This window comes from Zwartia panacis (genome assembly GCF_030410395.1).
GTDB classification, from domain to species: Bacteria; Pseudomonadota; Gammaproteobacteria; order Burkholderiales; family Burkholderiaceae_B; genus Zwartia; species Zwartia panacis.
The window spans coordinates 234,472-253,160 of the sequence record NZ_JAUHHF010000003.1 but is presented as its reverse complement, the minus strand read 5'-3'; the positions used below and the strand labels follow the sequence as shown (position 1 = coordinate 253,160).

Annotated in this window: 15 protein-coding genes; 5 read left to right on the top strand and 10 right to left on the bottom strand. The window is 49.4% G+C overall.

Annotated elements, in window-relative coordinates; translation table 11 throughout:
* The first annotated feature begins 456 nt into the window (after positions 1-456).
* Complete coding sequence (locus tag QWY30_RS05960) at positions 457-1,947, top strand: amidohydrolase (protein WP_290239142.1); 1,491 nt, start codon at positions 457-459, stop codon at positions 1,945-1,947.
* A 130-nt stretch (positions 1,948-2,077) separates the two neighbouring features.
* On the opposite strand, the gene QWY30_RS05955 is transcribed toward QWY30_RS05960, so the two are convergent.
* The 3 genes from QWY30_RS05955 to QWY30_RS05945 form a co-directional block, all read right to left on the bottom strand.
* On the bottom strand, positions 2,078-4,393 hold the full coding sequence (locus tag QWY30_RS05955; protein ID WP_290239139.1) for a mechanosensitive ion channel domain-containing protein: 2,316 nt from the start codon (positions 4,391-4,393) through the stop codon (positions 2,078-2,080).
* A 74-nt stretch (positions 4,394-4,467) separates the two neighbouring features.
* A complete protein-coding gene (nhaA, locus tag QWY30_RS05950; protein WP_290239137.1) occupies positions 4,468-5,637 on the bottom strand; it encodes a Na+/H+ antiporter NhaA in 1,170 nt (389 codons plus the stop codon).
* Positions 5,638-5,881: 244 nt separating this feature from the next.
* Positions 5,882-6,778, bottom strand: coding sequence for a LysR family transcriptional regulator (locus QWY30_RS05945; protein ID WP_290239136.1), 897 nt, complete (start codon positions 6,776-6,778; stop codon positions 5,882-5,884).
* Between the two features lie 158 nt (positions 6,779-6,936).
* Here QWY30_RS05945 and QWY30_RS05940 point away from each other — a divergent pair, with 158 nt between their 5' ends.
* From QWY30_RS05940 to QWY30_RS05930, 3 genes are all read left to right on the top strand, one after another.
* Entirely contained in the window at positions 6,937-7,935 is a 999-nt protein-coding gene (locus tag QWY30_RS05940; RefSeq protein WP_290239134.1) for a Bug family tripartite tricarboxylate transporter substrate binding protein, read from the top strand.
* A gap of 28 nt (positions 7,936-7,963) precedes the next feature.
* Positions 7,964-9,676 (top strand): N-acyl-D-amino-acid deacylase family protein, encoded by a 1,713-nt coding sequence (locus QWY30_RS05935; RefSeq protein WP_290239132.1) that lies wholly within the window; start codon positions 7,964-7,966, stop codon positions 9,674-9,676.
* 275 nt (positions 9,677-9,951) lie between these two features.
* Complete coding sequence (locus QWY30_RS05930; RefSeq protein WP_290239130.1) at positions 9,952-10,335, top strand: VOC family protein; 384 nt, start codon at positions 9,952-9,954, stop codon at positions 10,333-10,335.
* Here the strand turns inward: QWY30_RS05930 and QWY30_RS05925 are convergent, their stop codons facing one another.
* Positions 10,336-11,337 carry a Bug family tripartite tricarboxylate transporter substrate binding protein gene (locus QWY30_RS05925; RefSeq protein WP_290239129.1) on the bottom strand — a complete coding sequence of 334 codons (1,002 nt, stop codon included), beginning with the start codon at positions 11,335-11,337 and terminating at the stop codon, positions 10,336-10,338.
* A gap of 20 nt (positions 11,338-11,357) precedes the next feature.
* The gene (locus QWY30_RS05920) at positions 11,358-12,152 is read right to left on the bottom strand and encodes a maleate cis-trans isomerase family protein (protein WP_290239127.1); all 795 of its coding nucleotides are present in this window, start codon (positions 12,150-12,152) and stop codon (positions 11,358-11,360) included.
* A 16-nt stretch (positions 12,153-12,168) separates the two neighbouring features.
* Between QWY30_RS05920 and QWY30_RS05915 the strand changes: the two genes are divergently transcribed.
* Positions 12,169-13,134: a Bug family tripartite tricarboxylate transporter substrate binding protein gene (locus tag QWY30_RS05915; protein WP_290239125.1), complete on the top strand. Its 966-nt coding sequence runs from the start codon at positions 12,169-12,171 to the stop codon at positions 13,132-13,134.
* 45 nt (positions 13,135-13,179) lie between these two features.
* Here the strand turns inward: QWY30_RS05915 and QWY30_RS05910 are convergent, their stop codons facing one another.
* From QWY30_RS05910 to QWY30_RS05890, 5 genes are read right to left on the bottom strand one after another with little or no spacing between them, the layout of a single operon-like run.
* Entirely contained in the window at positions 13,180-14,076 is an 897-nt protein-coding gene (locus QWY30_RS05910; RefSeq protein WP_290239123.1) for an NAD(P)-dependent oxidoreductase, read from the bottom strand.
* A 23-nt stretch (positions 14,077-14,099) separates the two neighbouring features.
* On the bottom strand, positions 14,100-15,080 hold the full coding sequence (locus tag QWY30_RS05905) for a Bug family tripartite tricarboxylate transporter substrate binding protein (RefSeq protein WP_290239121.1): 981 nt from the start codon (positions 15,078-15,080) through the stop codon (positions 14,100-14,102).
* Between the two features lie 56 nt (positions 15,081-15,136).
* A complete protein-coding gene (locus QWY30_RS05900) occupies positions 15,137-16,870 on the bottom strand; it encodes a cation:proton antiporter domain-containing protein (protein WP_290239119.1) in 1,734 nt (577 codons plus the stop codon).
* Positions 16,860-17,591 carry a glycerophosphodiester phosphodiesterase gene (ugpQ, locus tag QWY30_RS05895; RefSeq protein WP_290239117.1) on the bottom strand — a complete coding sequence of 244 codons (732 nt, stop codon included), beginning with the start codon at positions 17,589-17,591 and terminating at the stop codon, positions 16,860-16,862. The genes QWY30_RS05900 and ugpQ overlap by 11 nt, the downstream gene beginning before the upstream one ends.
* Positions 17,592-17,595: 4 nt before the next feature.
* Positions 17,596-18,576 (bottom strand): Bug family tripartite tricarboxylate transporter substrate binding protein, encoded by a 981-nt coding sequence (locus QWY30_RS05890; protein ID WP_290239115.1) that lies wholly within the window; start codon positions 18,574-18,576, stop codon positions 17,596-17,598.
* Positions 18,577-18,689: the final 113 nt, after the last annotated feature.

Below are 18,689 nucleotides of genomic sequence, written 5' to 3'. Positions count from 1 at the left end.
TCTGAATAATTTTAGGCGAGATTCTTCAATGGTCAATTCTTTCCATTGCGATGCACAGGAGAGTGGGTCACGATCATGACGCCCCTGTAGGGATTGGTAGGTATCCTTGTCGAGTCTTTGACATCATATGCTTAGCGATGTTTTAGCTTTCTAGCTAAACCGTTTAATCAAAATTATGTGTGAGTTCCCGCTATGTGCATGTGGTGTAGAAAATCTGCGTTTACAGAACATTTGACTGCTAATTTTTCAGACAAACGCCGAAAGCTGATGCTTTTTACCGGCGCCGGCTCCATAACAGCTGCATTTCATGCCAGTTTGAATGCTCAGGATATCGAGCGTCCTGATACGGTATTCCGTAATGGTTCAATTTATACGATGTCGGGCAATGCTCAAAAAGTCGAGGCCCTGGCAGTTAGAAATGGAAAGATTTTGGGTGCAGGCTCGCTTGATCAGATCATGAGCTTGACTAAAAATAAACCAACGATCGTCAACTTAGACGGTAGGACGGTATTTCCTGGGTTTATTGATCCACATAATCATGTCGTACTCAGCAGCTTGTTTGATCAGTTGCTGATCAATGTAGGTTTTGCAAAATACAAAACGAAAGACCAAGTCAAGTCATTCATAAAAACAACCGTGGCTAAAACGCCGGCAGGTCAGTGGTTGGCTTTCGGCTTTTATGACAATCTGCTCCAAGGCGGAGACTGGTCGATGGCTGAAATCAATGAGATTTCGACGAGCCATCCCATCTTTATCTTGTATGTGAATGGTCACGTCGGGGCCGCCAATTCGTTGGCTTTTTCAAAGGCAGATATTCCGCAAAACGTCGGTATGCTGCCAGGTGGCGGATATTTTGGGCGTGATAATAATGGCCAATTGAATGGCTTGATTTATAACGAACCTGCCTTGATGAAGTTTGCCGATCTCGCTGTGCCTAAACCATCCCCTGAATTGCTTGAGAAGGCGGTGGTGCAATATGCGAAACAAGCTGCTGCATCAGGTTTGACGACATTGCACGAGCCGGGAACTGTCAAGCCTCAATGGGTGGAGTCTCTCGCAAAGCTTTCTAACTTCTTGCCGATCAGGATGAGCGCCAGCTTCAGCTCAGAAGCTGTAGAAGAGAGTAAAAAATATACGTCTCTTGGCCCAGCAAATCGGGCGCGCATCTTGCCAAATAGCCGTTTTTCTTTGTATGGCATGAAATGCTGGGTTGATGGCTCAAACCAAGGTGAGACTGCCGCGCAATCGAAGCCCTATCTGAATACCGATAAAAAGGGCACGTTAGGCTATACGCAAATTCAAATGACTGAGATTTGCAAAAAGGCCAAGGCGGCTGATTGGACGATGTTAGCGCATTGCCAAGGGGATGCTGCGATCGAGGAGTATCTCAATGCTCTTGAAGCTGTGTATGGTGCGAATCCTGCCATGGGCCTGATGCGTCTGGAGCATGCGACTATGGTGCGTCAAGATCAACTTGAGCGAATCAAAAAGCTCGGCTATGAGCTGACTTTTATGACCGATTTCGTCTATTTGTATGGTGCCGCGTATAGAGACTCAATTTTTGGACCAGAGCGAGCTGCATTTATGGTGCCATGCGCAGCTGCCCATAAAGCTGGTCTTCACTACTCAGTTCATTCAGATAACCCCGCTGCAGGCATGCCATTGAGTCCTTTACGACACGTACAGATACAACTCATGCGCCAATGTGTCGCCGATGGCTCTGTCGTGGGACCTGACCAAAGAGTGGACTTGGATACTGCTCTTCGCGCGATCACAATCAATCCTTCTCGGCATATTGGTATGGAGCATATGCTTGGCACCCTCGAACAGGGTAAAGAAGCAGATCTTACTATTTTAGAAAAAGATCCCTTCACGACGGAAGTGAGTGTGATCAGTGCGATTAAAGTATCTGAAACATGGGTGGCGGGCCAAAAAGTTTTTGGTTGATCCTGAACTGCCCCTATTAATAGGGGCATTGCGCTTTTAGCTCAGGTTTATCCGGCATAACTCTTTGCAAAATATCAACCGCCTTCGATAGCGTTTAAAAAAAATGTTCTTTTGGGCAGCTGGCTTGAGGTCAGATTTCTTTTGCCTGTCGCGATACGCTGACTGGTAATGGCGCGGTCACATTGAGATGGACATCGCGCTGTGGGTAGGGGATTGCTATGCCCGCCTCAGTAAGTTGTTGATAAATTGCGTGACGCAGATCGCTGTCGACGCTACGTGCCGCGAGTTTTGGGCCGAGTTCAACCCAATAAACAAGGACCATGATAAGTGCATTGTCTGCAAAGTCTTCAAAAAAGACCTCAGGAGCAGGCGTTTTGAGGGTGCTTGGGTGGTTAGCAGCAGCTGTTAACAATAATTGCTCTGTCACTCTCGTATCCGCACCGTAAGCAATGCCAATCCTCAATTCCCGGCGGATTTGCTGGTTGGAATACGTCCAGTTGGTGACTTGAGTTTCAAGAAAACTGGAATTGGGCACCAAGGCTTCGACACCATCGAAGCCGCGAATAGTGGTTGCTCGCATATCGACTGCTGTGACATGCCCGATTGTGCCACCCAATTCTATGATGTCACCGACACGTACCTTGCGCTCGAACAGGATAATGATGCCACTGATAAAGTTTTTAATGATGGTCTGCGTGCCGAAGCCGACGCCAATGGCCAGCGCACCGCCCATAAAGGCAAAGACCGTCAGAGGAATGCGCGCGAGATTCAGCACGAATACGATTAGACCAATTGCCAATAAAATCATGACCCAGCGGCGGATGACGGATGCCAACTGATCGCTAATTCCAAAGCGACGCACCAGAAATATCTGTAGGCCTTGCAATACTTTGGAAAATAACCAGTACCCAAGGACAAACAGCAGTATCGCTACGATACTCTTGCCAAGGGTCACGCCATAGCTGACTGTCACCTTTCGACCATCTATTTCAGATACATCATCTACTGAAAATAATTCGAATTGCCAAAAGCTTTGAATTGTCGAAAAAATACGCTCGCCAACTTGATTGGCCTTTAGGCTGAGCGAAGCGTTTGTGGCTTGAGCAGTGTCATCGCTCCACCTTGCTAACTGTCGTTCAAAGCGATTGGCAGCCAGTTCAAGTCTGTCGTACATGGCAGCTCTTTCATTGAACAGCGCCAGGAGCTCTTTCGCCTGATTGTGCTCAGCTGTATCTGGAGCAATATTGGCTACTCGTGTTTCCTGCTCGCGAATGGCAGCCTGTGCGGAGTTACGCTGTTCCTGTGACAAGCGCTTTCGATTGATCAAGCCTTGATAGATTTTATCCAGGGAAGCTTGCGCCTGCCTCCTTTGTTCTAAATTCCCTCCCGAGAGAATCAGATAACGCTTCTCCCATGCGTCATAGACGATCTGAGTCAGTGTTTCTAGTGCGTTGAGGCCATCCAGAATAATGCCGTCAGTGATCAATGCCTGATCCAGCACGGACAGTCGCTGTCCTTCCTTGCTATCGGGCAGGGGGGAGCTAGCCAAAAGCTTGGTGCGCTCCCTTTCGTGATTGCGCCTGCGCTCGTTTGCTTTGGCTGTTTCCTGACTGAGTCGTTTGCGCAAGGCAGTCATGCGAGTGCGTTGGGCATTCAGATCGGTTTCGGTCAATTGCTGAGCGGCAAGAGCCTTCTTTACCACGCGTGTGAGCTCATCACTGAGTACGCGCATTTGCGACGCTTTGAGCTTAAGCAGATCTTCGTCTATGGATAGCACCGCCAGTTCAGATTCGGCAACTCGTTGACGCAATTCAGCCTGTTCTTGCGCCAACTTCGCCTGAGCTTTGGGCTCTTCGCCACGAGCATTGGCAAAACGATCCTGGCTGAGCCGCAGTGCTTCATCGGCGCGACGCTTTTGTTCAAGTTGAGTCTGCTTTTCTACTTCCCTAATTTGAAGACCGCTGAGCAACCCCTGAAGTTTGTCTAGTTGACCGTCTAGTTCGTCGCGCAAGGCATCGACAGCGATGGCTGAATAGGGAGGGAAGTCACCGAGTGCTTGGACCTGGGGTAGGCTTGACAAAAGCGGAGGTGGAGCTTTTTGTAGAGCGGCAAGCTCATCGAGTTTTTTGATTCTTTCAGCTTGCAGGAAGGCGAGTCGATCCAATAACCGTTGCTTGTCAGCCTGACTTACGGCGTCAGCATTCGGCAAATCATGGTTATTCGGTAGTTTGGCATCACGCTGCCGCTGAGTTTCGGCTAACTGGGATTCTACTTTCGCACGCTGCTCCGGGATTCCGGTTTCACTTTGAATAGACGGCTGCTTGGGCTGGATGCCTGGCAAGCTAATCTGTCCGGATACCAGGTTCGGAAGAAATAAGCAGGTCATCATCAAGCAAAGGCTCTGGAGAGCTTTTTGCGAGAAAATCAGAAAGGAGAAACGAGTCATGAGCGATCTCTTGCATCAGGGAACTGCAGAAACAGCATTTAAATCATCATACTGCCGTTGTTTGAAGGCGAGTTTTAGCTATTCGCGTCGGTGTGAAGAACGGGTCTACCTGCAAACATCAGCCAAATATACCCCAGCACTCCCGAGCATAGCGAAGCCACCAAAATGGCAAACTTGGATGAATTGATCATTTCCGCCTGGTCGGAGAAGGCAAGGTTCGTAATGAAGATTGACATCGTAAAGCCAATGCCGGCAAGCAAACCTGAACCGAAGATATGTTTCCACTGAAGATCCGAAGGTAGCTTGGTGAGACCTAACAAAACCGCAAAGAGACAAAACATCGTGACGCCGATCGGCTTTCCGAGAACAAGCCCCGCAATAATCCCGAGACTATTGTCTGTCATGAGATCTTGCATTGCATCTGTCCCGATAATCACACCTGTATTTGCCAGCGCAAAAATTGGCAGAATACAAAAGACCACTGGTTTGTGGAGTAAATGCTCAAGTCGCTGAGATGGGGAGGGGATATCTTTGGATCGACTTGTATATGGTATGGCAAAGGCGAGAAGCAAGCCTGCAACGGTTGCGTGCACGCCTGATTTAAGCATCAAAAACCACATGATGACCCCACCCACTAGATAGAGGGTCAAATTCATGATGCGCCAGATGCGATTCAGACAGATTAGGATCCCAAATACGATTAGGCTGCCAGCGAGATAGAGGAGTGACAAATTCGAGGTGTAAAAAACAGCGATCACAATGATCGCGATCAGATCGTCGATGACAGCCAAGGTTGTCAGGAATAACTTGAGCGATGCTGGGATACGGCTACCGAGTATGGCGAGCACGCCGAGCGCGAAGGCAATGTCAGTCGCCATCGGAATGCCAAGTCCGGCTTGTGTCTGTGCTCCACGATTGAGCGTGAAATGAATGATTGCGGGAATCGCTACGCCACCAAAGGCTGCCACCATCGGTAACAGGGCATCTCGGAAATTTGATAATTTTCCGCTGTACACCTCACGTTCTAGTTCAAGCCCGATCAAAAAGAAAAATATCGCCATCAGTCCGTCATTGACCCAATGCTCGACGCTTAGCCCAAGAATTTTCGTATTCCAAAATTCAAGATACGCTGGATGCAGGGCACTATTCGCGATAGTCAGTGCGATGAGTGTGCTGAGCATCAAAAGAATGCCTGCGCTCTTGTCTGATTCAAAAACACCCTTGAATATTTTGGAGAAAGTCATTGAAGGTTATTTTCCTGGCAACATATTGTGCAATGCATGATGCATGTGATTGCGAAAATCACATCCTAACCTGATAAGTGTTCGGCTCCAAACTTATCAATCTCAAAATGAGCAACATGATCCTTCTTGGCGGGCATTCCTGATCGTGTCGATGGTCGGCGTTTTTTTTATCGACATCGCTCATGCGATCATCATCAAGCTGTCTTGATCTGTAATGACTTAAAGTGATCAGAAGACAATAGCGTCAAGCTTTGATTAATTCCACCACCTTCAGAGCGGCGGGGGATAGGGTTCTGTTTGCATGGAAAATGATGTTACAGCTGAGCTCTGTACCTGCAGGATATTTGAGAGGTAGTTGAACTAATTGCTTTTTGGCAAGCTCTTGGGAAATGACTTCGCGTGTGCAGAAAAGAACAACGTCAGTGCTGAGTGCTACGTTACGAAGTGCTTCAAGGCTATTGCATTCGAGGGCGAGGGGTAAATGATTCCCTTCAGTATCGCCACATAGCTTGGCTAGAAGGCTACGCGCCCGAGGGGGTAGGTGAGTGGCAGCCAGACGGTACTTTGAGAGATCTTTTCTGAGGATACGACGGGATGCAGTCAGAAGGGGATGCCCCTGCCTGACAAATAGACCCCCATGTTGTGATGGGAGTTTGATGACTGAAAATTCAGCGGATGGTGGCAAGCTGTGGGTAATGGCGATCACAAAATCGAGTGTGTGACGCTCCAGCATATCCAGCAGGCGTTTCCAGCTTTCAATTTCGACTCGCATGCTGATGCCCGGATAGTCTTTTGCCAATTGCGTGAGCAGTGGAGGCAGGTAAGTGGCTGCCGGAAAGACGCCAACTCCCATCGCGACCTCACCACTCTCTAGGCCGCGAATCATGTGTGTTTCATGTTCAAGCGTCTGCGTTTGAGCCAATACCTGCCTAGCTCGAAGTAAGACTGTTTCTCCGGATTTAGTTAAGAGAACGCTTGAGGCTGTGCGATCAAGGAGTTTTAAGCCCAGGGCACCCTCGAGAGACTGGATGCTGCGACTCAGCGCCGATTGAGTGAGGTGCAGACGCGCTGCAGCTCTTGAAAAATGAAGTTCGTCAGCAGTCACAACGAAATGTCTGAGTGCACGCAGTGTAAGCATCATGAGTTTTTATCATTAACAGTATGCCTAATATGCATTTGATTTAAATCAAATGCAAGCCTAAAGTCGGTTTCAATATTCGTGTTTTCATGAATTTAAAAGAGCTACCAGACGGATTGAACATTGATTCGACCGAAAACAGCCACCGAACAGGAGACGTAATGAGAAAAATGATATCGATACGCGTAGTAGCCAGCTTGTTAGGCGCGCTGGCGAGTATTTCCATGGTGAATGCCGCTGTGGCCTCTCAGCCCAGCTGGCCTGCTAAGGATAAGCCCGTCACTCTTGTCGTGCCGTTTCCTGCCGGATCGGGATCTGACGCATTGGCGCGCATGCTGGCAAAAGAGGTCACCGATCAAACTGGCGCAACGGTGATTATTGAAAACAAGCCAGGCGGGGGAACGGTGATCGGTGCACAACAAATCGCTAAAAGTCCGAACAATGGAAATTACCTGCTTTACACCATCGTGGTGACGCACACTCAAAATCCCCATCTTTTCGAAAAACTCCCCTACGATCCTTTCAAGGATTTCACGCCCATCATCCAGCTCGTGCGCTCTGCAACTGTTCTGACCGCGAATAAAGATGCTCCATTCAGCCAGACAAAGGATTTGATCAGTTATGCCAAGGCGAACCCAGGGAAAGTCAATTTTGGCTCTTTTAGCATGGGATCCACCTCGCATTTGAATGGAGAGATTCTCAAGCGCGCAGCCGGAATTGACATCGTGCACGTTCCGTACAAAGGGACTGCAGATGCCAGTCGCGCGTTGATGGCAGGAGAAGTTCAGATATATTTTGACGGTACAGCGACTGCAGTTGAAAAATGGCGCGCGGGTCAAGTCAAGTTACTCGGACCTGCCACTGACAAGCGATTGAGTGTGTTGCCTGATTTGCCGACACTGGCTGAACAAGGTCTGGCGGGTTTGGATATTGTCGGCTGGCAAGGAATTTTTGCGCCAGGCAATACACCGCCTGAAATTGCCAATCAAATAGCGACGGTTTTTCGCAACGCAATGAATACTCCCAAGATTCTCGACTACATCAAGAATGGTGGAAACGAGGTGAGCGGAGCGGGTCCTAAAGAGTTCGCCAAAATCGTACGCAACGATTACGACAGATGGGGCGAAGTGATTCGAGCAGCCGGCATCCGTCTGCAATAACGTGGGTTTGATTCAAAGGGTATTGACTATGCATGAGCTTGTGATTCGTGGTGGCACTTTGGTGGATGGAACCGGAAAACCCGCCTTTACAGCCGATATCGCTGTAAGTAACGGTCGTATCACCGAGGTGGGTAGAAAAATCGGTCAGGGCCGACGAGAAATCAATGCTGAAGGGTGTCTGGTGACGCCCGGCTGGATCGACATACATACCCACTATGATGGTCAAGCGACATGGGATCCGTATTTAAGTCCCTCGACCTGGCATGGTGTGACGACCGCAATCATGGGTAATTGTGGTGTTGGATTTGCCCCAGTCAAACCGAATCGTCGAGAGTGGTTGATCAAGGTAATGGAAGGTGTCGAGGATATACCTGGTTCGGCACTTTCAGAGGGTATTCAGTGGGAGTGGGAAACTTTTCCCGAATACCTGGATGCACTTGAGCGTAAGCCCAAAGCCTTGGATATTGGAGCTCAGGTACCTCATTCAGCGGTACGTGCCTATGTGATGGGAGAACGCGCAATCAATCACGATGAGGCGAATCCTGCCGACCTTTTGGCCATGCGGAACTTGGTCAGGCAAGCGATGGATGCCGGAGCGATGGGTTTTACAACATCCAAAACATTTCTTCATAAATATGATGAGCGCAAGTATCCTCCAGGGACATTTGCAACAGAAGAAGAACTGATGTCGCTGGGAACGGTACTGGGCGAAGCGGGACATGGTGTGTTTCAGATGACAGCCAATCATCCGGCCATGGAGATGGAAATCCCATGGCTGAACGCCTTGGCAAAAACTAATCATCTTCCGGTGCTATTCAACCTTCAACAGACTGATGCTGCTCCGGATATTTGGAAAAGCTTATTAGCAAAATTAGAGCAGGCCAGAAAAGAAAATGTGCCTTTAATGGGGGGGATCAGCGGCCGCCCATTAGGCATTCTGTTTTCTTGGAGAAGCAGTCTGCAACCCTTCATGGCACATCAGACGTTCAAAGAATTGCAACAATTGCCTTTTGAAAAAATGATCGAGCAGCTTCGCAAGCCTGAGATTCGAAGCCGGATGTTGTATGAAAAGCCTGGCTTGCTTGACCGAAGAGCGACGACATTGTTCAGTAGCTTTAATAAGATTTATCCCTTGGGCGACAATCCGGACTACGAGCCCTTGCCTGAGCTGAGCGTCGCGGCGGTGTCTGCCCGAACGGGCGTCTCTCCTCTGGAAATCATTTATGACATGATGATGGAGCAAGATGGAAAAGCCATTCTTTACTATCCGTCGTTCAACTATTCCTATGAAAATTTAGATCATCTTCATGAGATGTTGCAGCACGAGAATACCGTCAATAGCCTCTCGGATGGCGGCGCGCATTGTGGCTACATCTGCGATGTCAGCATGCCAACTTTTATGCTGAGTTACTGGACCCGTGACCGATCAAGAGGGCCTAAGCTTTCGCTTGAGTTGATGGTCAAGCGTCAAACAATGGACACCGCGCGTATTTATGGCCTGAATGACAGAGGCGTGCTGCAACCTGGCATGAAAGCGGATATCAATATTATTGATCCTGACAAGCTTCGCTTGTATTGTCCTGAGATGATTTTTGACCTGCCTGCCGGCGGAAGACGCTTGGTGCAGCGTGCGGATGGTTATGTCGCGACCCTGGTCAATGGCGAAACAATTTTTGAGAATGGAATCGCAACAGGCACGTTGCCAGGCCAGCTTCTGCGCAGCCGGGCTGGCGGATTGTGATGGTGCCGATTAATCGAGCCGATAGAGTTTTCTAAGCGATTGATACACAAATAAATATCGCGCTCGCTTTGCATTGGAACCAGCAAAAAGTTGTAGCTCACGCCTTCGAGGTCAGATGCGCTCCGCGTTTGCATGTCTGAGGAATCGATCTAAAAGTAGTGATTTCGTTACGGCTCCGGCCTGGGTATTGCAACTATAAGCAATATAAAACATTAATATCCTACCTAAGCTTACAGATTTTCATTTTATTTTTTAGTCATTCCTCTGGAGATAATATGTTTAGTCATGTCATGGTGGGTGCGAATGATCTCGAAGCATCTAGAAAGTTTTATGATGCAGCGTTAGGGGCTCTGGGTATTGCGCCAGGCGCTCTCAATCGCGATATTCGATATTTCTACAGAACACCGACAGGGGTATTTGCCTTCACCTTGCCTTTGGATAAAAAACCAGCGACCGCTGCGAATGGCGGAACAATTGGCTTTTTAGCTAAATCCGTGGAACAGGTCGATGCGTTTCATGCTGCTGGTGTGGCAAATGGCGGAGTCAGCTGTGAGGATCCACCCGGTTACCGTGAAGGTCCTGCAGGAAAAATGTATCTGGCTTATTTGCGGGATCCAATAGGAAACAAGATCTGCGCAATGTTCAGAGCGCCTAAGTAATTATTGTTGTTTGAGTAAAGGGATGTTTGCATCCTTGAGGACTTTTTTCGAGGTTGCAAGTTCCGTGCGGAAAGCCTCAGTCAGCTGCTGGTCGGTCATCGGTTCGACGTTTAAAAATGCGGTTTCGAATTGACGCTCGAGTGATGGCTGCTTGAGTGCTTTCTGTAGAGCTGTACCTAACTTTTCCAAAATTGGTTTAGGTGTGTTGGCTGGTGCAACGATACCGTTCCAGACATAAAAATCAAAACCCTTCAGACCCGCTTCATTGATGCTGACCAGTTTGCGCTGGTCAGTGATCGGTGTTTTGCGCGTTGTGGCTAAGGCTTTGGCCCGACCGCTATCCACTAACGGATAGGCGACTGAAGGGGCAACGAGAGCCAGATCCAACCTGCCTGCACTCAAATCATTGATGACAGCTGCGGCACCTTTGTACGGGATTTGTGCCAAGTCCATTTGCCCGAGACCATTCATCCAGGCAAGTGCGATTTCGTTACCAAAACCAACGCTGGCGGCATTCAGTTTTCCTGGATTTGCTTTTGCGTAGGTGAACAGTTCTTGGGCTGTATTGAACTTGCTATTACTTGCCACGATCAGAATGTGTGGATAGCCCGATACACCACCGACAGGTGTGAAATCGCGGTCATAGTCGTAGCTGACCGACTCGTAGCGAGCGGGTCCGTGACTGAAAAAAGAATTAGAAGCTAAAAATAAAGTGTAACCGTCGGGTTTAGAGGCCATCATTTCTTTAGCCGCGATCAAGCCTCCTACACCGGGTTTGTTGGAAATGATAACTGGTTGACCAAGTTCTTTACCCATCTGCTCGGCAACGGCTCTGGCTGCACTGTCGGTCGGACCACCTGCTGAAAAGCCGACCAAAAGAGTGATGGGACGTGTGGGGTAGTCTTGGGCATGAACTGATTTCAAACTTTCAACAAGTAAGACAAAGCTACTTGCAAAAACGACTCCAAGGATGAGTCGTGTGAAATATCGACGTGAAAACATGTGTGATTTCCTATTCTTTTTTATTTTGGCTGCACGCCCGGAAAGCGTTCAATCAGTCTTTGACGCCACATGGCATCCTTTTCCAGTAACTTTCTTAATGCCACGGTTTGGTCGAGCGCACCTTTGGCCATTTGATTGATTTGCCAGGCCATACAGAAATTGGACGAGATTGCAGGCATGCCCAGATCCGCGAGCGTCATGATGGGACCCAGTGTAGGCATCCCCGCACCCGCGAGAAGAATCAGATCTGGCTTGTGTTTCAACAATTTTTTAGCAGCACTCAACACTGAATCATTGCGCATCATGTATATGTTGTGAAATCCTCCTGGTGTTTCAGGAGCCTCAACCGCACAAATCTCGACATTGCAGCGTTTCCAATATGCGACACTTTTTTCAGTTAACCATTCCGGGTACGGACTCACAAGTCCAATACGTTTGGCACCCAAACAGGTAAAAGCGCGACGGATGGATTGCGCAGCGGATACGATTGGATACCCATAGCGCGTGCTTAATTGCTCGAAGTGCGCATCCTCTTGAGCGGGAGTAAAGTGATAGGTGGATCCGGTGATCAAAAACCCCAGACCGCTGAGCGGTGCGTTGGCAAATGTGGAAATAAACCCGTCCATCCCACTTAAGAAGTCTTGAAGGCGCTCTCTCATCTCGGGCTGCGGGCTTGTCAGACGGCCAGTCAGTAGTGCAATATCCGTATCAAGCATCGCCTGCACTTCGGGTTCAGCAGTGGTGTTGGCCTGGGGGACAAGTAAACCTAGCGTTCCTCGCGCACCATATTCGACTTCATCAGTGATTGCAGGCATTTAGGAGACTCACAATATGAATAAAACAATACGATATTTTGCTGCTGCGATTGGTGCACTATTACTAAGTACATCCTTCGCACAAACTTGGCCAAGCAAACCCATCCGGATGATCAATCCTTATGCCCCCGGCGGTTTTGGAGACACGATCGCCAGACCGATGTTTGATCAGCTTGGACAAGCACTCGGTCAACCCATCATAGTTGAAAGTCAGGCAGGTGCCAACGGAACGCTTGCGTCCAATGTCGTCGCAAAAGCCAGTCCTGACGGGTATACGCTGCTGATTGCCAATCTCGGTCCGATTGCGATGAATCCCGTCCTGTACCCTGCGACGACTCAGGATCCATTAAAGGCATTTGTCCCCATTACTCAACTGGTTTCGGGCCCGTTAGTAATTTTGACGCACCCGGAGTTTGTAGCGAAAACTCTTCCAGAGTTGATGCAGTATGCACGCTCTAATCCAGGCAAAGTGACCTATGGCTCAGTCGGTCCTGGCAGTACGACTCACCTTGCGGGGGAGTTGCTCGCACTCAAAGGTAATGTGGATTTGTTGCATATTCCTTTCAAAGGCGCGGCGCCTGTCATCACGAATCTTTTGGGTAAACAGGTCGATATCGGGATTGTGAATATTTCCCTTGCCAAGCCTCACATTGATGCCGGCCGTTTGATTCCGCTTGCAGTGACGACGGTTAAGCGCTCAAGCATTTTGCCAAATGTGCCTGCGGTTGCGGAGGTCGTACCTGGCTTTGAGGTCAATCCGTGGTGGGGCTTGATGGCGCCAGCAGGAACGTCGCCAGAGATTGTCGCCCGCATTGAAAAAGAGATGATTCGGATACTCCAGATTCCTGCGATCGCATCAAGATTGCGCGAGAGCGGACTTGAGCCGGAGGGGACAACTGCGTCAGCGTTTGGAAAGACTATTGCTTCCGATCTTGATCAGTGGCGCGAGGTTGTCAAAGCAAACAAAATCACGCTTCAGTAAATAAGCGTGTTCAGGCGGGTCGTGTCACCTGCCTGACAGGCTTGATTATTTTTTATAGTTATTGATGACGGCCGCATCATCGAGACGACCCATGCCATGGCCGCTGGCTTCGATGAATTGCAGGAAAGCGGCATGCGCCATCGGCGCGGCAAAAGTGCTTTGTCTTGCTGAATCAAGCACAAGCCCCAAATCTTTGACAAAAATATCGACTGCGGACAGGACGTCGTCGTATTTTTCCGTGACCATCCGAGGTCCGCGATCACCCAGCATCCAGGATGAGGCAGCACCGCTCTTGAGGATTTCAAGCGTCGTTTCCATGGGTAAGCCATTTTCACGCGCCATGGCCAAGGCCTCGGCTGCCGCTGCGATGTGGACTCCGCAAAGTAGCTGGTTGATGACTTTCATCTGACTGCCTTTGCCATGTTCGGTGCCCAGAAAAAAAAGTTTGGCGCCGAAAGTTGAAAGCACGGGTTTGACGCGTTCGTAAATCGCTTGTTCTCCGGCAATCATGACTGTCAGTGAACCCTTTTCAGCACCGACTTTCCCGCCTGTGACGGGTGAATCGATCAAGTGGATTCTCTTTTCCGCCAAACGTGTGGCCAGATCTTTAACATATTGCGGGGGTAGGGTGCTGCAGGCGATAAATACGGAGTCTGGCTGCATGACAGCCGCTAAACCATTCTGACCAAATAGAACTTCTTCGGTTTGCTTGTCATTGACGACAAAGCTCACGATGACCTGGCATTTGCTTGCCATCAGGCTCGCATCTTGGCATGCGGTGCCGCCAACTGACTCTAACCATTTCAAAGACTCGGGATTAACATCACGGCCCATCACTGCAAAGCCTTTTGTCAGCATGTTCTGAGCAACGCCGCGTCCCATTGCACCTAAACCAACTAAACCAACTGAAGTCGCGGTTGTGCCAGCATTGTTTTGTGTCATTTTTTTCACTGATAAAGTCGCTATTACTGCTGTTGATAAATGCCAGCCGCTTTCGCGACATCACTCCACTTTTTACCATTAATGGCGATGCTCCTCGCCATTTCATCCGGGGTGCTAGCTACGATGACGTAACCTTGCTTGAGTAGTAAATCTTTGTGGGTGTTCAAGGCATTTGCGATTGCTTGATGCAAGACTTTCACAATTTCGGGATTGACTCCCTTGGGTAAGCTAAATCCATACCAGGTGTTTGAATCGTAGCCTTTGAGGCCTAGTTCGTCGAAGGTGGGAGTGTCGGGGAAAGTTGGTACGCGATTGGGACTACCCGTCGCGAGAATGCGTATTTTTCCCGCTTTAGCTAAAGCTTCCGCAGATGCCGTTTGTACAAACATCATTGAGATATGTCCGCCGAGCAAGTCATTCATGGCGGGTCCGCCCCCCTTGTAAGGAACGTGAATAATTTTCACATCGGCCATTGATTTGAACAGTTCGCCAGACATGTGCTGAGAGGTGCCAACACCTGCGGACCCATAGTTCAGTTTTTCTGGATTGTTTTTCGCATAAGCAATCAGGTCTTGGACGTTTTTGAAGGGCGAATCATTTTTGACTACGAGTACAAGAGGCGCATTGACCGCTATCGTGAGAGGCGTGAAGTCATTTTGAGGATCGTAAGGGACTGATTTGTACAAAGCAGGGCTGACCGCCAAAATGCTGTCTGTCGATAGCATGAATGTGTAGCCATCCGGTTTTTGACGTCGCAAATAATCTGCTGCAATCGTTCCACCAGCCCCAACTTTATTTTCAATTACGACTACTTGCTTGAGCTGTTTACCGACAGATTCACCGACCAATCTGGCTAAACTATCCGTACTCGCTCCTGCCACATAAGGGACAACTAACGTGATGGGTTTTTCAGGATAAGCTGCGTGCGCACTGAACGTGCTCAGCACCAATAAGCCCAACAGGATTAAATTTTCTCTGATAGTTGATAGATTTAAAGTTTTCATCCCGACCTGTCTCCAACGTCCTCTCAATAATATCGCCAGAGTACTGAGTTTATTGCTCAAGTATGCGAATTCTTGATTGAATGGGTATTTTTGACGCCGAATCTGTCGAGAATGTGGGCTGTCAAACCCTTTGCTAGTTCATTTTCGCCCAATAGAACGGTTCCGAGACTTTCGGCTTCCATGAGTCTGGCTTCCTCTTCGCTGTGCGCGGTCAAAAGCACGTTGACAGCAGGGTTCAGGGTGCGGGCGATTTCAACCATTTTTCTTGCGGCGATCGTGTCTGGTGTTGAGATCACGAGCAAGGCTGCGCGACTAATGTGGGCCTGGATTAAAACCTCTGCGGTTGTAGCGTCTCCACTCACGGCGGACACGCCTTCGTCGCGAAGTGCCTCGACAATAGCTCGATTTTCCTCGGCCACTACAAAAGCGATATTGTGCTGACGTAATGCGATCGCGATACGTTGTCCAACACGTCCGTAGCCAACCAAAACCACTTGTCCAGTCAGGGAGGTTTGTGGAGTGGACATCGGGAGTTCTGTTAAAGGATCGTGCCTGAGTTCAAGTTTTCTCGCGATCGCGGATTTTTTAAGAAGCCACGCGTGCAAGGGGGTGATACCGCTAAACAAGGCAGAATTTAAGGCGATGGAAATCAAGGCAGCTGCCAAGATCAGACTCTGTCCTTCCATAGGTAAGAGTTTCAGAGAGATCGCCAGACCCGCCAAAATAAATGAAAACTCCCCAATCTGCGCCAGGCTTGCTCCCACCGTGAGTGCAGTATGCAGGGGGTAACGAAATAGCAATACGATCGCGATTGCGGCAAGTGTCTTGCCGAAAACGATGATCAGGACGACAAGGAGTAGCTTGAGGGGCTGTGTCCAGATGACACTGGGTTCGAACAGCATGCCGACCGATACAAAAAACAGAACAGCAAATGCATCACGAAGGGGCAAAGACTCTTCTGCGGCGCGATGGCTATATTCTGATTCGCGCATCATCATCCCAGCAAAAAAAGCGCCTAGTGCGAACGAGACGTCGAAGAGTTTGGCGGCCCCAAAAGCAACGCCTAGCGCGCATGCGAGTACCGTCAGAGTAAAGAGCTCGCGTGAACCAAGACGCGCCACTAGCCAAAGTGCGCGGGGTAAGACGCGTCGCCCAACGACCAGCATGAGAGCGATAAATGCGGAAACCTTGGCAAGTGTCCAGCCGATTGCAATCAATAGATCTTTGCGTGAGGCTTCAGTCGCGATTTCTGTGCCTTCTGTCGAGGTGAAGTTTGCCAAAGCCGGAAGCAGCACTAAAGCCATGATCATGACAAGGTCTTCGACGATTAGCCATCCCACCGCAATTTGACCCGTGACGGATTTCAGAATGCCTTTGGCTTCAAGTGCTCGCAATAAAACCACGGTACTGGCAACAGACAGACAGAGACCGAACAAAATAGCTTCAGTTAATTTCCACTCCCAGATTAAGGCAACCGCTGCACCTAGAGAAACGGCAACAATGATTTGAGCGATTGCGCCGGGTATGGCGATACGCTTGACTGCCATCAGGTCAGTCAGAGAAAAATGCAAGCCAACCCCAAACATCAGTAGCATGACACCGATTTCTGCGAGCTGCATGGCCAGGCTCATGTCCGCAACAAATCCTGGCGTTGCGGGGCCGATCAAAATACCCGCGACTAAATAGCCGACCAGCGGAGGCATGCGCAGGTAGGCCGCGATGAAGCCGAAAATCATTGCCAGGCCGAAACCTGCGGCGATCGTGGCAATTAGATTGACGTCATGTGGCATAGGCTAAATTGTCGGTCACGATTGAGTCGACTCCGATGCTTAAGAGCGAAGTTGCGGTATCCGCATCGTTCACTGTATAGGCCAGGGAACCCAGGCCCAAGTAGCGGATTTGCTCAATCAATGCATGGTTGTAAATGGGAAAGTGACAGGCTACTACCTGGCATTGTAGTGATCCTACAGCCTCTCGCCAGTCCGAAGCGAGTTCATGCATCAATAATCCTCTGACGAGCTCAGGCGCTGATTGAAGTGCGCCGCGCAGTGACTCTCGTTTGAAAGAGGTCAGCAGTGGTGGGACAGACTGTCCACTCCAAAGCCGACGAGCCTCTTGCGCGACGCGTTCTCCCGTAATGAAATCAAACCCCGGTGAAGGTTTGATTTCTATGTTGAGCTGGCAGTTTCTTTGAATACAAAAGTGGGCGAGTTGCTCAAGTGTCGCCAGACCGATACCAGCATACTCTTTGCTATGCCAGCTGCCTGCGTCTAGCTCCTTGAGCTGATCCCATTTGTAAGTGTGCGCCATTCCTCGGGCATTTGTTGTGCGATCCAGTGTGGCGTCATGCAAAAGAAATACAACACCGTCGGCGCTCAATTTGGCGTCGCATTCGAACATCCTGAAGCCGGCGTCATAGCCGAGTTGGAATGCAGCTAAAGTGTTCTCAGGCGCGGATGTCCCAGCGCCACGGTGTGCGATGAACTTGGGGTAAGGCCAAGTGACTACCACCGACTCAATCAATCTTCATATTGGAAGATTTCACGATGCCTGCGTACTTCGCCACTTCTTCACGAAGATGTTTGCCAAAAGCATCAGGTGTGCCACCAATGATTTCGATGCCACGCTCGGCCAGATTTCTTTTGACGGCCGGATCTTGAAGCGCCTTGTTAAAGGAGGCATTCATCGTATCGATCGCGATCTTGGGTGTGGAGACGGGCGCGATGATTCCATACCATGAGTCTGTTTCGAAATTGGGCAAACCCTGTTCGGCGATCGTGGGGATCTCGGGTGCAAGCGGGGCACGAGTCAGATAGGTTGTACCGAGTGCTTTGATTTTTCCGCTACGGATATGGGGCATGAAGTCAGGCAAATTACCGAACATCAGATCAATATTTCCGGCGAGCAAATCGGTCAAGGCTGGGCCTTGTGCTTTGTAGGGGACATGCACCATATCGATGCCAGCCATCGACTTGAGCATTTCACCCGCGAAATGGGGGGTCGTGCCATTACCGAAGGAACCATAGGACAGCTTGCCAGGGTTTTTCTTGGCGTAGGCGATGAGTTCCTGAAGGTTATTGATCCCTAAACTTGGTTTGATCGCCAGAACGTTAGCCGTTTTAGCGAGCAAAATGACGGGTGCCAGATCATCCAGGGTTTTATAGGGTAGATTTTTGACCAGTGTCTGGTTGACGGTAAAACTGTTGGCCACGCCGCCAAAGGTGTGGCGATTGGTTGCTTTGGCGACCGCATCGACTCCAATGACGGTGCCTGCGCCGGGTTTGTTTTCAACAATGACAGGCGTCGCTAATTCACGGCTGACCTCAGCACCGACCAAGCGCACGACTGCATCAAGCGTGCTGGCTCCACCAGGAAAGGGAACGATGAGCTGGATGGGCTGAGTTGGCCAAGTTTGAGCGGGAGCTGACTGGGCCTGGGCTGAACCTAAAAATGCTGAAAATAAAGCGAGTGAGGCGATAAAAAATCTGTTTTTCATTGAATTCCCACCGTATAAAGAGAATTGAGTGTTTGGATTGACAGCGGTCAGAACTTAATCAATTTACCAGTTTAGTCAGGGTAATTGTTAGTATGAAGGAAGCGCTCAAAGAA

Excerpts from the sequence above, each read along its gene's own strand:
- QWY30_RS05900 (WP_290239119.1), bottom strand. The coding sequence starts at position 16,870 with ATGCCACATGACGTCAATCTAATTGCCACGATCGCCGCAGGTTTCGGC.
- nhaA (WP_290239137.1), bottom strand. The coding sequence starts at position 5,637 with ATGACTTTCTCCAAAATATTCAAGGGTGTTTTTGAATCAGACAAGAGC.
- QWY30_RS05910 (WP_290239123.1), bottom strand. The coding sequence starts at position 14,076 with ATGACACAAAACAATGCTGGCACAACCGCGACTTCAGTTGGTTTAGTT.
- QWY30_RS05955 (WP_290239139.1), bottom strand. The coding sequence starts at position 4,393 with ATGACTCGTTTCTCCTTTCTGATTTTCTCGCAAAAAGCTCTCCAGAGC.
- QWY30_RS05930 (WP_290239130.1), top strand. The coding sequence starts at position 9,952 with ATGTTTAGTCATGTCATGGTGGGTGCGAATGATCTCGAAGCATCTAGA.
- QWY30_RS05915 (WP_290239125.1), top strand. The coding sequence starts at position 12,169 with ATGAATAAAACAATACGATATTTTGCTGCTGCGATTGGTGCACTATTA.
- QWY30_RS05935 (WP_290239132.1), top strand. The coding sequence starts at position 7,964 with ATGCATGAGCTTGTGATTCGTGGTGGCACTTTGGTGGATGGAACCGGA.
- QWY30_RS05905 (WP_290239121.1), bottom strand. The coding sequence starts at position 15,080 with ATGAAAACTTTAAATCTATCAACTATCAGAGAAAATTTAATCCTGTTG.
- QWY30_RS05945 (WP_290239136.1), bottom strand. The coding sequence starts at position 6,778 with ATGATGCTTACACTGCGTGCACTCAGACATTTCGTTGTGACTGCTGAC.
- QWY30_RS05920 (WP_290239127.1), bottom strand. The coding sequence starts at position 12,152 with ATGCCTGCAATCACTGATGAAGTCGAATATGGTGCGCGAGGAACGCTA.
- QWY30_RS05940 (WP_290239134.1), top strand. The coding sequence starts at position 6,937 with ATGAGAAAAATGATATCGATACGCGTAGTAGCCAGCTTGTTAGGCGCG.
- QWY30_RS05925 (WP_290239129.1), bottom strand. The coding sequence starts at position 11,337 with ATGTTTTCACGTCGATATTTCACACGACTCATCCTTGGAGTCGTTTTT.
- QWY30_RS05960 (WP_290239142.1), top strand. The coding sequence starts at position 457 with ATGAGCTTGACTAAAAATAAACCAACGATCGTCAACTTAGACGGTAGG.
- QWY30_RS05890 (WP_290239115.1), bottom strand. The coding sequence starts at position 18,576 with ATGAAAAACAGATTTTTTATCGCCTCACTCGCTTTATTTTCAGCATTT.